The organism is Arthrobacter mangrovi, assembly GCF_026011795.1.
Classification (GTDB): Bacteria; Actinomycetota; Actinomycetes; order Actinomycetales; family Micrococcaceae; genus Crystallibacter; species Crystallibacter mangrovi.
This window is the reverse complement of sequence record NZ_BRVS01000001.1, coordinates 65000-78351: the sequence shown is the minus strand read 5'-3', so window position 1 is coordinate 78351 and position 13352 is coordinate 65000. Positions and strand designations below refer to the sequence as shown.

Annotated in this window: 11 protein-coding genes; 1 reads left to right on the top strand and 10 read right to left on the bottom strand. The window is 68.2% G+C overall.

Going from position 1 to position 13352, the window contains the following annotated elements:
• Positions 1-295: 295 nt before the first annotated feature.
• The 5 genes from AHIS1636_RS00320 to AHIS1636_RS00300 form a co-directional block, all read right to left on the bottom strand.
• Positions 296-1963 (bottom strand): MDR family MFS transporter, encoded by a 1668-nt coding sequence (locus AHIS1636_RS00320; protein ID WP_264793814.1) that lies wholly within the window; start codon positions 1961-1963, stop codon positions 296-298.
• Complete coding sequence (locus tag AHIS1636_RS00315; RefSeq protein ID WP_264793813.1) at positions 1960-2619, bottom strand: TetR/AcrR family transcriptional regulator; 660 nt, start codon at positions 2617-2619, stop codon at positions 1960-1962. Before AHIS1636_RS00315 ends, AHIS1636_RS00320 begins: the two co-directional genes overlap by 4 nt.
• Before the next feature lie 110 nt (positions 2620-2729).
• Entirely contained in the window at positions 2730-4163 is a 1434-nt protein-coding gene (locus AHIS1636_RS00310; RefSeq protein WP_262103621.1) for a class II fumarate hydratase, read from the bottom strand.
• Positions 4164-4244: 81 nt separating this feature from the next.
• Entirely contained in the window at positions 4245-4859 is a 615-nt protein-coding gene (locus tag AHIS1636_RS00305; RefSeq protein ID WP_264793812.1) for a carbonic anhydrase, read from the bottom strand.
• 10 nt (positions 4860-4869) lie between these two features.
• The gene (locus tag AHIS1636_RS00300; RefSeq protein WP_264793811.1) at positions 4870-5475 is read right to left on the bottom strand and encodes a DUF4245 domain-containing protein; all 606 of its coding nucleotides are present in this window, start codon (positions 5473-5475) and stop codon (positions 4870-4872) included.
• Between the two features lie 154 nt (positions 5476-5629).
• Between AHIS1636_RS00300 and glpX the strand changes: the two genes are divergently transcribed.
• Complete coding sequence (gene glpX / locus AHIS1636_RS00295) at positions 5630-6667, top strand: class II fructose-bisphosphatase (protein WP_264793810.1); 1038 nt, start codon at positions 5630-5632, stop codon at positions 6665-6667.
• A gap of 806 nt (positions 6668-7473) precedes the next feature.
• Here the strand turns inward: glpX and AHIS1636_RS00290 are convergent.
• From AHIS1636_RS00290 to AHIS1636_RS00270, 5 genes are all read right to left on the bottom strand, one after another.
• Entirely contained in the window at positions 7474-8526 is a 1053-nt protein-coding gene (locus AHIS1636_RS00290) for a lipid II:glycine glycyltransferase FemX (protein ID WP_264793809.1), read from the bottom strand.
• Positions 8523-9803 carry a mannose-6-phosphate isomerase, class I gene (manA, locus tag AHIS1636_RS00285; protein WP_264793808.1) on the bottom strand — a complete coding sequence of 427 codons (1281 nt, stop codon included), beginning with the start codon at positions 9801-9803 and terminating at the stop codon, positions 8523-8525. Before manA ends, AHIS1636_RS00290 begins: the two co-directional genes overlap by 4 nt.
• 97 nt (positions 9804-9900) lie before the next feature.
• Positions 9901-11538 carry an LCP family glycopolymer transferase gene (locus AHIS1636_RS00280; RefSeq protein ID WP_264793807.1) on the bottom strand — a complete coding sequence of 546 codons (1638 nt, stop codon included), beginning with the start codon at positions 11536-11538 and terminating at the stop codon, positions 9901-9903.
• Positions 11535-12047 (bottom strand): 5-(carboxyamino)imidazole ribonucleotide mutase, encoded by a 513-nt coding sequence (gene purE, locus AHIS1636_RS00275; protein WP_264793806.1) that lies wholly within the window; start codon positions 12045-12047, stop codon positions 11535-11537. Before purE ends, AHIS1636_RS00280 begins: the two co-directional genes overlap by 4 nt.
• Entirely contained in the window at positions 12047-13216 is a 1170-nt protein-coding gene (locus AHIS1636_RS00270) for a 5-(carboxyamino)imidazole ribonucleotide synthase (RefSeq protein ID WP_264793805.1), read from the bottom strand. The genes purE and AHIS1636_RS00270 overlap by 1 nt, the downstream gene beginning before the upstream one ends.
• Between the last annotated feature and the right edge of the window lie 136 nt (positions 13217-13352).

Genomic DNA, 13352 nt, shown 5'->3' with positions numbered 1-13352 from the left:
AATGTCCCCTACAGTAGCACCGGGCTACCCCCGGTGAGGGAAAACAGCGGCCCCCACGTTTGGGGGTTGAACGGGCCATCGCACCTGCTAAGGGAGGGTGGCGGGAAGAGCCCGACGGCGGCGGTTCCCGGACGCCTTCATCCTTGGTTTTCGGCGGAATGGCGGGGGAGGGCGGGCCGGTGGGCGCCCGGGCTGCAGGCTGCGGGAAGGCCCGTAACCCCCACCGGAAAGAGTTGGGGGTTACGGGCATGACGGCATGCGTTACGAACGGCCCGACCGCCGCCTTCCGGGCTGCCTAGGGGCGGGAAGCCGGCTCCCGTTCGACCTCCGTACGGTCAACGCCGCCCCGGCGGTCCGATGCGAACCGCTCTGCTTCCAGCCGCTCTGCTTCCTCGCCGCCGATGGCCTCGCCCCGGGCCACCATGCCGGCCACGTCGGAGAGCGGAATCTGCTTCATCGTGAGGGCCAGGACGAGCGCGATGACAAGGAACGGCACCAGGTACCAGAAGACCGGTGCCAGCGACTCCGCGTAGGCGGTGACGATGCCCTCCCGGAGCTGCTCCGGCAGTTGGCTCATGGCGTGCGGCTCGAGGGTGGCCGTGGCGTTGGCGGCGTCCTGTGCCGAGGCGCCGAAGCCCGAGAAGACCTCGGTCAGCGACGTGGTGAGCCGGGAGGTGAACATCGCGCCGAAGATGGCGACGCCGAGGGCCGCGCCGACTTCGCGGAAGTAGTTGTTCGAGCTCGTGGCGGTGCCGATCTGGTCCGCGGGAACGGAGTTCTGCACCACGAGGACCACGACCTGCATGATCAGGCCAAGTCCGGCGCCGAAGAGGAACAATTGGGCGCAGATCACCCAGATCGGCGTGGCCGCGGCCAGCGTGGTCATCCAGAGCATGGCCGCAATGACGACGGCGGCACCGGCAATGGGGTAGGCCTTGTACTTACCCGACTTGGTGATGGCGATGCCGGACCAGATCGAGGTGCCCATCATGCCTACCATCATCGGCAGCATCAGCAGGCCGGAGACCGCGGCCGAGGTGCCCGAGGACATCTGCAGGAAGGTCGGCACGAACGCGATGGCCGCGAACATCGCGACGCCGAGCGTGAACCCGATGGCGGTGCTGTTGACGAAGATGCGGTTGCGGAACAGGCTCAGCGGGATGATCGGGTCCTCGGCCCGGCGCTCCGCGAGCACGAACAGGACTCCCGCGAGGACCATGCCGGCGCCGAACAGCCAGGTCAGCGGCGCATCCCAGCCGTAGTCATTGCGCCCGCCGAAGTCGGTGAAGAAGATCAGGCAGGCCGTGGCCGCGGACAGCAGTACGACGCCGGCCATGTCGATCCGCTTCTGTGCCTTCTTCGTGGGGAGGGTGAGGGCGAAATAGGCGATGAGGAACGCGGCGATCCCGATGGGGATGTTGATGTAGAACGCCCATTGCCAGGTCAGGTGGTCCACGAAGTAGCCGCCGAGCAGCGGACCGGCCACCGCCGAGAGGCCGAAGATGCCGCCGAGCGGGCCCATGTACTTGCCTCGTTCGTTGGCCGGCACGATGTCCGCGATGATGGCCTGCGAGAGGATCATCAGCCCGCCGCCGCCCAGGCCCTGCATGGCGCGGAAGACGACGAAGGTCCAGAAATCCGGCGCGAAGGCACAGCCGACCGAGGCCAGGGTGAAGATGGCGATCGCGAACAGGAAGAGATTGCGGCGGCCCAGGACGTCGCCGAACTTGCCGTAGATCGGCATCACGATGGTGGTCGCGAGCAGATAGGCCGTGGTGATCCAGGTCTGGTGCTCCACCCCGCCGAGCTGCCCGACGATGGTGGGCATGGCGGTGGAGACGATGGTCTGGTCGAGGCTGGAGAGCATCATGCCGGCAATCAGGGCGGAGAAGATGATCCAGATCCGCTTTTGGGTCAGCAGCAGCGGTTCAGTGGGTGCAGCGGTGACTGCGTTAGTTTTCACAGGGGTCCTTGTTCGGGGGCCAGGAGGGCCCGGGCGGTGTTGACGGTGTCGGTAAGGATGTCGCGGTAGCTGCGGGTGTTCCACTCGGCGAAGAATTCGGCTCCGGCGCGCTCGGCGACGGCGGACAGGAGGCTGACGGCCAGGCGGATGCGGCGGTCCTCGGGAAGCAGCCGCTCGCGGGCGGCCAGCAGTTGGGCAAAGGCGTCCTGCGCCTGCCGGGTACCGTGAGTGGCCTTGGCCATCAGCTTGGGTTCGCTGGAAATGGCCTGCTGCAGCCGCAGGAGTTCCTTCCGGCTCATCGCCAGGCGCTCGGTCATGGCGGCGGCCAGTTCGATGAAGTCGTCGAGCAGCGTTGGCGTCAGGGCGCCGGTCTGCGGCACGGGGGCAAACTTCCGGCCGCCCTCGACGAAGGCCCTGGCCAGGGCTTCCGGAATGCTGTCGGTCGGATCACCGAGTATGGCATCTTCTTTGCCGGGGAAGTAGTTGAAGAATGTGCGGCGCGAAACGCCAACCTCTTCGCACAGCTGTTCCACGGTGAAGCCGCTGATCCCGTGTGCCGCGGTCAAGGCACGGGCGGCATCGGTGATGGCCAGGCGGGTAGCCGCGCGCTTGCGCTCCCTCAGCCCGCCGCCGTCGTACTTTGCACTCCCACTCACGAGAGTAAAGTTTTGCACTCATGAAGTGAAAGTGCACAACAATATGGCGGGAAACACAGCGGCGCCCCCGGTCCGCAGGGGACCGGGGGCGCCGGGAGGCCGGAGGCTTGCTACTTGGCCTGCGGCGGGGTGGTCATCGAGAGCACGTCCAGGGCGCTGTCCAGCTGCTCCTCGGTGAGCTCGCCGCGCTCGAGGAAGCCGAGGGCCACGACGGACTCGCGGACGGTCAGGCCTTCCTTGACGGAGTGCTTGGCGATCTTGGCGGCGTTCTCGTAGCCGATGTACTTGTTCAGCGGGGTCACGATGGACGGCGAGGCCTCGGCCAGGAAGCGGGCGCGCTCCACGTTGGCGGTGAGCCCGTCGATCATCTTGTCCGCCATCACGCGGGAGGTGTTGGCGAGCAGGCGGATGGACTCGAGCAGGTTGGCCGCCATGACCGGGATGCCGACGTTGAGCTCGAAGGCGCCGTTGGTGGAGGACAGGGCGATGGTCGTGTCGTTGCCGACGACCTGCGCGGCGACCATGATCGCGGCTTCGCAGATGACGGGGTTGACCTTGCCGGGCATGATCGAGGAACCCGGCTGCAGGTCGGGGATGGCGATCTCGCCCAGGCCGGTGTTGGGGCCGGAGCCCATCCAGCGCAGGTCGTTGTTGATCTTCATGAAGGAATAGGCGATGTTGCGCAGCTGGCCGGAGGCTTCGATCAGGCCGTCGCGGTTGGCCTGGGCTTCGAAGTGGTTGCGGGCCTCGGTCAGCGGCAGGCCGGTATCCGCGGCGAGCAGCTCGATGACGCGGGCGGAGAAGCCGGCCGGGGTGTTGATGCCGGTGCCGACGGCGGTGCCGCCGAGGGGGACCTCGGCCACGCGCGGCAGGGAAGCGTTGATGCGCTCGATGCCGTAGCGGACCTGGGCTGCGTAGCCGCCGAACTCCTGGCCGAGGGTGACAGGGGTGGCGTCCATGAGGTGCGTGCGGCCGGACTTGACGACGTCCTTGAACTCTTCGGCCTTGCGCTCCAGCGAGGCAGCCAGGTAGTCCAGCGCCGGGATCAGGTCGTTGATCAGCGCGGAGGTGGCGGCGACGTGGACCGAAGTCGGGAAGACGTCGTTGGAGGACTGCGAGGCGTTCACATGGTCGTTCGGGTGGACGACCTTGTCGCTGCCGGCATCCTTCAGCGCACGCGTGGCGAGCTCGGCGACTACCTCGTTGGTGTTCATGTTCGAGGAGGTGCCGGAGCCGGTCTGGAACACGTCGATGGGGAAGTGCCCGTCGAATTCGCCGCCGGCGACCTTGTCCGCGGCTTCCTCGATGGCCTTCGCCAGCTCGCCGTCCAGCACGCCCAGCTCGGCGTTGGCGGTCGCGGCGGCCTTCTTGATGCGGGCGAGTGCCTCGATGTGCGCGCGCTCGAGCGTCTTGCCGGAGATCGGGAAGTTCTCGACGGCACGCTGGGTCTGGGCGCGGTAGAGGGCGTCTACCGGAACGCGGACCTCGCCCATGGTGTCGTGTTCAATGCGGTACTCAACGGAGTCGGCAGTCGTGGAAGTCATGGCTCCAAGCTTATGCCTGCGCCGCGCCGGGTCCGAATCGTGTTGCGCACCCGGCGGCGGCGCTCGGCATGGGACGCGGAACTAGAGGGCGCCGTGCCCGGCGACCAGGTCCGCGCGTCCGTCGGCAAGCCGGTAGGCGACGCCGACGACGGCCGTCCGGCCCGCGTCGACGGCCTCCGAGATGGCCCGCGAGCTGTCCAGCAGGCGCGCCGAGGACTGCCGCACGTTTTCGATCACCATGTCGTTGAGGGTGTCATTGCCGGCCCGGCGGGCGGAGAGCACGGACGGCGTGATGCGCTCGACCAGGTCACGGATACCGCCGCGGGGCATCTCGCCGGTGTCCACGGTTTCCTTGGCGGCCGTCACGGCGCCGCAGCTGTCGTGGCCAAGGATGACGATCAGCGGGACCTCGAGGACGTCCACGCCGTATTCCAGCGAGCCGACCACGGCCTCGTCCAGGACATGTCCGGCGGTACGGACCACGAAGGCGTCGCCCAGGCCTAGGTCGAAGATGATTTCCGCGGCCAGCCGGGAGTCGGAGCAGCCGAAGATGATGGCGAAGGGATTCTGCTCATTGACCAGCGAACTGCGCCGGGCGGCATCCTGGTTCGGATGGACGGACTCGCCCGACACAAAGCGGGCGTTCCCTTCGAGCAGTTTCTTCCAGGCTTCTGAGGGGGTGAGGTTGGTAGTCACCCTGCTTACCTTACTGCGAGGCCGGGGCGTCCAGTTCCTTGACGACGGCGGCGGCCACGGTGTCGAACTCGTCCAGTTCCCCGGCCCCGCTGAGGATGACCGTGTAGCCGTCCTTCTCGAGGACCAAATGCTTCTCGCCTTCGCCGCGGTCGCGGAGTTCCCAGGATTCGCCGCCGGCCTTTCGGTCGCCCGTGACGGGGGCGTTGTCCGTTGCCTGCGCCGTCCACGTGGGGTTGGCCTTGTCCGTCTCGACCAGGGCGATGTGCTGGCCCTTCGGCGTCAGGTAGCCGACCTCCCACGCCGGCACCCGGCTGCTGCTGCCGGAGTTCCAGCGGGCATAGTTGGCGCGCCACGGCTCCGGCAGTTCGACCGAGAGCGGCAGGTAGCCGGCGGCCCCCTCCGCCTGCGCGGCCACGCCGGGGACGTCAATGTTACGTTCGTAGACTTCCGACTTACTGCCCGGGTTGAGGAAGAAGACCGGGAGGAAGACGGCGATCGTCAACCCGATCGCGATCAGCATGCCGGTGACGGTCGCATTGGCGCGTTTGGCCTGCTTGGCCGTCAGGACGGGGGTCGGGGCCGGCTGGTCGGTCGCTTCGGGACGCACTTCACTCACCCCTCCATTGTCCCTTAACCCGCACGGGCCGGGCACCGCCGTCGTACGCGGTTGCCGGTTGCGTGTGCACAGTCACAAACGTCGCGGCGGGTGCGGCGGACTATGATCGAAAGTGAAGCACAACCGTGTCCAACCGCTCGAAGATGAGGTTCTCGTGTCCAAAGCTGTTCAGGCCGCCCAGTACTCCACGCTTTCGCCGTCCCTGGCGGTGCGCGATGATGAACCGGACCGCAACCTCGCGCTGGAACTGGTGCGGGTCACCGAAGCCGCGGCGATCGCCGGTGGCCACTGGGTGGGCTACGGCGACAAGAACGCCGCGGACGGCGCCGCCGTCGACGCCATGCGCTCCTTCCTTTCGACCGTCCACTTCAACGGCGTCGTGGTGATCGGCGAAGGCGAGAAGGACGAAGCACCGATGCTCTTCAATGGCGAGCGGGTCGGCGACGGCTCCGGCGCCGAGTGCGACGTGGCCGTGGATCCGATCGACGGCACCCGGCTGACCGCGCTGGGCATCAACAACGCGCTTTCCGTGCTTGCTGTCTCCGAACGCGGCACCATGTTCGACCCGTCCGCCGTGTTCTACATGGAGAAGCTGGTCACCGGCCCGGAGGCCGCCGACCTCGTGGACCTGCGCCTGCCGATCAAGCAGAACCTGCACCTGATCGCCAAGGCCAAGGGCAAGAAGATCAACCAGGTGGTCGTGATGATCCTCGACCGCGACCGGCACAAGCCGATGGTCCAGGAGATCCGGGACGCGGGCGCACGCACCAAGTTCATCATGGACGGCGACGTGGCCGGCGCGATTGCCGCGGCCCGCGAAGGCACGGGCGTGGATGTGCTCATGGGCATCGGCGGCACCCCGGAAGGCATCGTTGCCGCGTGCGCCATTAAGTCCCTGGGCGGCGTGATCCAAGGCCGCCTGTGGCCGACCAACGACGAGGAGAAGCAGAAGGCCATCGACGCCGGCCACGACCTGGACCGGGTGCTGACCACGGACGACCTGGTCACCAGCGACAACTGCTACTTCGTGGCTACCGGCATCACCGACGGCGACCTGCTGCGCGGCGTGCGCTACAAGCCGAACCGCGTGCTGACCCAGTCCATCGTCATGCGTTCGAAGTCCGGCACCATCCGCTTCGTCGAGGGCGAGCACCGTGCGGACAAGTGGGAGACCTACGCGCGCAAGCGCTGAGCCTTCCGGCTTCCAGGAACCCGCCTCGGCTTCGGCCGGGGCGGGTTCCTTGCGTTCGGGGAGGGGCGAGGCGGCGGGTGCCGGGAGCGGGCGGGGGGGGGCGGATGCCGGGGTGCGAGCGCCGGGTTGGGGCGGGGGCCAGGGCGCCGAGGCGGGGCGGGTGCCCGGCGCCGGGGCAGGGCAGCTGCCGGGCTGAACTGTCCACGTTTAGGCCTGACTGTCCATGTTTACGCTTCAAGCAAGGCCCTGACCTGCGGCGATGCCAGTGGCCCGTTTTAAACGTGGACAGTTGGGCGTGAGGGAGGCCTTGGGCAGGGCGGTGACCGCCTCTTGGGGGTGGAACCTCCGGGTCGCGGCGGGTTCCTTGCGTTCCGGGGAGGGGCGGGGGCGGCTGCCGGGGTGCGAGCGCCGGGTTGGGGCGGCTGCGGGGGTGCCGGGCTCCGGGTCAGGGCGCAGGGGCCTGGGTGCCGGGCTCCGGGTCAGGGTGCAGGGGCCTGGGTGCCGGGGCAGGGCAGCTGCCGGGCTGAACTGCCCACGTTTAGGACCCACTGCCCATGTTTACGCTTCAAGCGAGGCCCTGACCTGCGGCGATGCCAGTGGCCCGTCTTAAACGTGGACAGTTGGGCGTGCAAAGGAGGCCGAGCCGATGGGTGGAGGGCCGGGATGGCCGACGCGAGGGTGGCTGGAAGGCGAGCCCGGGGCGGTCCGCGGACGTGGAAGGCCGAGCCGGTGGGCGGGGAAGCCGGGGTGGCTGGCGGGCGGGGAGGCCGGGTGGGTGCTCGAGTCGCGGCGTCCCCGCCGGGCGGTCAGCGGCTGCTGCGGACCTTGCCGACTGCAGCGCGGGCCTTCTGCAGCGCGGGACCGGCGGCGGTGCGGGCTTTGTGCAGGACGGGGCCGGCGGCAGCGCGGGCCTTGTGCAGCGCGGGGCCGGCGGCGTCCCTCAGGCGGCGGGCGATGCCGTAGGCGGTGTGCATGGTCTTGTTGACGGGGAGGTCCCAGGAGCCGGGGTAGGCCACTTCGAAGCCGCCGAAGGAGCGCTTGAAGCGGGAGAAGCCGGCCCACTTGTGGTCGGGTTCGTCTTCGGGGGAGACGCCCCACATATCGAACCGGCTCATGCCGGCCTGCTTGGCGTCCATCATCATGGTGACGACGAGCGGGATGCCGGCGTTCAGCTTGCGGTGGCTGTCGTCGGCGGCGGCATGGGCATAGACGCGGGTGGTCTCCGTATCGTACGAGAGGGCTGCCGCGATGGGGGTGCCGTCCAGTTTGGCGATGAAGAGCTTGGCGGCGCCGGCCGGGATGAGGGTGCGGGCAGCGTGGGTGAGGTAGTCGTCCGACTGGGCTTTGAAGTCGGCGCGCTCGGAGACGTCGTGGAGGAATCCGAGCAGGATGGAGATGTCTTCCGGATCGGTGGAAACCTCGAAGGTCACGCCCTTCTTGTGGATGTTCCGGTAGAGGTTCCGGCTGGTGCTGCGCATCCCGGCGAGGATGGCGTCTTCGTCCTGGGTCAGGTCCACCATCCACGTCAGATGGGGCTGGATGTCGGCCGGGGCCTTCACGAGGCCGAGGCCGGACAGCACGGCGGCGGCGTCGGCACCTAGATCCGCGCCGACGGGCTCAACCCGGACGTAGTGTGCGCCCTCGGCCTTGGCCAATGCGGCCAGGGCTTCGAGTGCGCTGTCGAGGGCGGGGACGTCGGCCGCCGTGGGGCCGTAGGGGGTGTAGAGGAAGCTGCCCAGCGGGGTCTTCTCCTGGATGGCCAGGAAGGACCAGCCGTCTCCGCTTTGTTCGAATACCTTCTTCCCGAGGCTGCGCTGGAAGATGGCCCAGGCGGCGGACTGCAGGATGGAGGAAGTCATTCGTAGGTTTCCGTTCGTTGTTCGTCAAATTCAGCGGCGTTGCCTGCGCAGGTCACGGCGAAGAGCACGGCGGGGGAACCGCCGTCGATCACGGGATGGACCAGCACGGGCTGCTCGGAGGCCGGGATGAACGCGGAGTCGCCGCGCCGCAGGGTCAGGTCCGTCACCGGCGAGTCCAGCATAGCCCCGCCGCTGACGGCCAGCACCACGGCGGGACCGTGCTGCGCCAGCGCCACGGGGGTGGCGCCGTCGTTCAGTTCGATCCGCTGGAGCTGGAACTCGGCGAACGGCGGGCAGTAGATTTCCTGGCCGGCGTCGGTGAACTGGGGCCGGACGTAGGGCGGCTCGATCGGATGGAAGTCCGTGATCGTGAGCAGTTCCGGAATGTTGATGTGCTTGGGGGTGAGGCCGCCGCGGAGCACATTGTCGCTGGTGGCCATCACCTCGATGCCCAGGCCGTTCAGGTACGCGTGGACGTTTCCGGCCGGGAGGTAGAGCGCCTCGCCCGGTTCCAGGGTCACCAGGTTGAGCAGCATCGAGATCAAGGTCCCGGGGTCCTTCGGGTACAGCTCGATCAGCCAGCGGACCGTGGTGAGCTCGGGCCCGATGCCGCCCTCCGGCAGCTTGTCCAGGACGTTGGCGGTGCTGTCGACCAGGGCTGCGGCGTCGGCGCCGCCGTCGAGCAGCGCAACGAACGCGTCCCGGATGGCGGCAGAGGGCTCGGGTCCCTCGAGCAGCGCGATGACGCGCTCCAGCAGGTCGGTCTGGGCGTCGGCCGTCACCAGGTGCTCGAGGAGGTTGCGGAAGAGCGCGGCGGACTCCGCCGGATCGCGGAAGCCGCAGAGTGCCTGGAACGGCGTCAGCGCGAAGATCATTTCCGGCTTGTGGTTGTCATCGCGATAGCTGCGCTCCGGGGCGGTGAACGGGATGCCGGCCTCGTTCTCCCGGGCATACCCCGCGCGGGCCTGCTCCAGCGTGGGGTGCACCTGCAGGGACAGGGCCTCCTCGGCGGCGAGCACCTTCGTGAGGAAGGGCAGCTTCGGCCCGAACAGACCCATCGCGTCGTCGCCGAGGGCGAGGCCGGGGGCGTCGTCGATAAAGTCCGTCAGCGGCTGTTCCTCCCCGTCCGGCAAGGTAACGGTCGACGGCGAATCGGGGTGTGCGCCGATCCAGAGTTCGGCTTCGGGGCCGCCCGAGGGCTTGCGGCCGAACAGGTCCGCGATGGCGGTCAGCGAACCCCATGCGTAGGGTCGCATCACGTTGGTCAACCGATACATGCTTGATGCCTCTTCTGTCGGATCCTGCCGCCGCAGCGGACCTGCCTGCCGGTGGAGTCCTGCAGCCCGAGGGCCGGGGACCTCCCTAGGGGTAAGCCTAGGGCACCTTGCAGTTGCCGTTGTCCGCCAGCAGCGCCCCGAGCGTGGCGGTGTCGCCGATCTCGGCCAGCTGCTGCAGGTACTCCTCGGTGATCTCGGGCTCGGGGGTGGCCGGGGCCTGTTCCGCCGGCGTTTCCTGCGAGGACGATTCCCCGCCGGTGCCGCCGCCCGAGGTTCCCTGGTCTGCGGAGGTGCTGCCGCCGTCGTCGTTGCCCGATTCCTTGGGCTTGGACGCAGCCTTGCTCTTAGTCTCCTGCTTCTGGATGAACATCTCCTGAACGCGGGAGTGGACCTTATCGAAATCGGGGTAGGTGACGAAGTTGTCGGCGGCGGTGCCGAAGTCCGGCGGGCCGACGGTCAGCCTCTCGATCTTCTCGCCCTTGGCCTTCATCGCCAGCGAGACGAAACTGCCCAGCTGCTCGCCCGGAATGTCGGTCTCCACGACCTGCTCACCCGCGGCCGCTAGCTGCTGGAAGCGGGTCAGGACGGTGCCCGGATCGAGCTGCTTGACCATCGCCTGCATTACGCACTGCTGGCGCTGCACGCGGTCGTAGTCCGTGGCGAATTCGCGCGACCGCCCGTACCAGAGGGCATGGTAGCCATCGAGCTTCTGGACGCCGGGGGCAATCCAGCCCTTCGGGGGATAGTGCTGGTTGGTGCCCGGAATGGACCGGTTGGAGATCGGAACCCAGTTGCCGGCGTCGACGGTGATGCCGCCCATGGCGTCCACGAGCTGTTCGAAGCCGCCCATGTCCACCAGCGCGTACGCCTGGATTTCGATGCCGAGGACGCCGCTGACCGCGTCCTTCATGCCCTCGGCACCGGGGTCCTTGGCGCCGGGGTAGAGGTCGGCGTGGTTCTGGACGACATCCTCGTAGAGGGCGTTGATGATGCACTCGTCGCCGCAGTCGAAGCCGTTGGGGTAAACCTGCTTCAGCGGCGAATTGTCGGGGAAAGGCGCGTTCTGCAGGTTGCGGGGGATGCCGAACATGACCGTCTGTCCGGTCTCGGCGTCCACACTCACGACCTGGATGCTGTCCGGCCGAAGCCCGGTGCGGCCGGCGCCGGCGTCCCCGCCCATCAGCAGGAAGTTGTAGCGCCCGTCCACCGGATCGAACGCGGGCCGGGACTCGAAGATGCTGCCGATCGTGTTGCGGCTGACATTGAGCAGGTAGGCCGAGTAGCCCAGCGAACCGGCCGTGAGTCCCATCAGCACCACGAGGCTGACGGCGATGATCGGCCGCATCCCCGGCGCCAGCAGTTTCGGGCGGATGATGCGCAGCGTGTCCAGGAACAGCAGTGCCCAGAACACGGCCAGGACGGCCAGCACACCCACGAGGATCAGCGAGGTCCACCGGTGGGTGACGAGGGTGACGAGGAAGGGCCAGTTGATCAAGGCGATGATGCCGGCGGCGATGAGCACGGCCCAGACGCTCAGCGTGACGGCCAGCGCCTTGCGGCCGAGGCTGCGGCTGCCGGCGACAAGCTGGGCGCTGCCCGGGATGAAGACGGTCAGGAGGAGCAGGACGAAAGCCCGCTTGGTCCGGACCGGCGCCGCGGCGCTCTGCGGGTAGCGGACGGGGTCGGTGGACCCGTAGGCGCTGTGGCGGCTGCCGCCTTCGCTGTCCGTGCTCATGACAACTTGGACCGCAGCGCCGCGCCCTTGTCATAGGCGCTCTGCCGCAGCTGGGTGGCGAACTCCGCCAGCTGGGGACGCAGCCGCGCGGCCAGGTCGTCCGTGCCCGCTGCAAGCATGCGCACCGCGAGCAGCCCGGCATTGCGGGCGCCGCCGATCGAGACCGTCGCTACGGGCACGCCCGCCGGCATCTGCACGATCGACAACAGCGAATCCATGCCGTCGAGGGTTTTCAGCGGAACCGGCACCCCGATCACGGGCAGCGCCGTGACGGATGCCAGCATGCCCGGCAGGTGCGCGGCTCCTCCGGCTCCGGCGATGATGGCGCGAAGCCCCCGGTCCTGCGCCTGCTTGCCGTAATTGATCATGTCCTCGGGCATGCGGTGCGCGGAGACCACATCGGCTTCGTAGGGGACGCCGAATTCCGCCAGTGCGTCGGCAGCTGCCTGCATCACCGGCCAATCCGAATCGGAGCCCATAACGACGCCGACAAGTGGGGTTTCGCTCATTAGTTACCTTCCTGCGGGTCTATCCCGTCGCGGATGATGGCAGCCACGCGCGATGCCTTGCGGCGCAGCTCGTCAACGGCCGAAGCCTTTCGGCCCACCACGTTAACATGTCCGATCTTCCGTCCCGGACGCACGGACTTGCCGTAACCGTGTACCTTGACGTCCGGTTCCGCGGCCAGGGCCTGCGGATACATGCTGAACAGGTCCGTATTCGCGCCGCCCAAATAATTCTTCATGACGACGACGTCCCCGAGCGGTTCGGTGCCCCCGAGCGGGAGGTCGAGGACGGCGCGCAGGTGCTGCTCGAACTGGCTGGTCACGCAGCCGTCCATGGTCCAGTGGCCGGTGTTGTGCGGGCGCATCGCCAGCTCATTGATGACGAAGCCGGCCCCCTGGCCGGGGGTTTCGAAGAGCTCGGCGGCCATGACTCCGGTGACGCCGAGTTCTTCCGCGAGCCGCAGCGCTGCCTGGCTGGCTGCCTCGGCCACCTCGGCGGGAAGTTCCGGCGCGGGGGCGATGACCTCGTCGCAGACGCCGTCCACCTGGATGGTGTGGACCACGGGCCACGCCTTGGCTTCCCCTGAGGGGGTCCGGGCGACCAGCGCCGACAGCTCGCGGCTGAAGTCAACCTTGTCTTCGGCCAGCAGCGGCGTGCCGGTGAACCAGCCGGCGGCCTCGGCGGCGGCTTCGGGGCCGTCGATGATGCGGACGCCCTTGCCGTCGTACCCGCCGCGCGGCGTCTTCAGCACCACCGGCCAGCCGGCCTTATCGCCGAATTCCACCAGTTCTTCCACGGTGGACACGGCTGCCCAGGCCGGATTGGGTAGCCCCAGCTTCTCCACCACGGAGCGCATCACAAGCTTGTCCTGCGCGTGGATGAGGGCGTCCGGATGCGGCTGGACGTTCACGCCCTCGGCGATCAAGGTCTGCAAATGGGCGGTGGGGACATGTTCGTGGTCGAACGTCATCACGTCCAGGCCCTGTGCGAAGCGCCGCAGCGTGTCCAGGTCCTTATAGTCGCCCACCGGGGCATTGGCGACGGCGGCGACCGCCGAGACGTCTTCGGCCTCGGCCAGGACGCGGAGTTCGAAGTTCAGGGCAATTGCGCAGGGCGCCATCATGCGCGCGAGCTGGCCTCCGCCAACCACGCCGATTACGGGGAAAGTCACTCAGTAAGCGTACCGAACCCGCCTGAGCACCGGCTGGCAAGCGCGCGCGTCGCCCGTTCAGGGCGGGCCGCTCTTAGGAACCATCCAGCCGGCGGTCCTACAATGGGCCGTTGGCGTCCGCCCGTGCCGCCCGCAT

What these genes read in the sequence shown, in the direction of transcription:
- manA (WP_264793808.1), bottom strand. Translation starts at nt 9,803, where the DNA reads ATGTATCGGTTGACCAACGTGATGCGACCCTACGCATGGGGTTCGCTG.
- AHIS1636_RS00290 (WP_264793809.1), bottom strand. Translation starts at nt 8,526, where the DNA reads ATGACTTCCTCCATCCTGCAGTCCGCCGCCTGGGCCATCTTCCAGCGC.
- AHIS1636_RS00280 (WP_264793807.1), bottom strand. Translation starts at nt 11,538, where the DNA reads ATGAGCACGGACAGCGAAGGCGGCAGCCGCCACAGCGCCTACGGGTCC.
- AHIS1636_RS00310 (WP_262103621.1), bottom strand. Translation starts at nt 4,163, where the DNA reads ATGACTTCCACGACTGCCGACTCCGTTGAGTACCGCATTGAACACGAC.
- purE (WP_264793806.1), bottom strand. Translation starts at nt 12,047, where the DNA reads ATGAGCGAAACCCCACTTGTCGGCGTCGTTATGGGCTCCGATTCGGAT.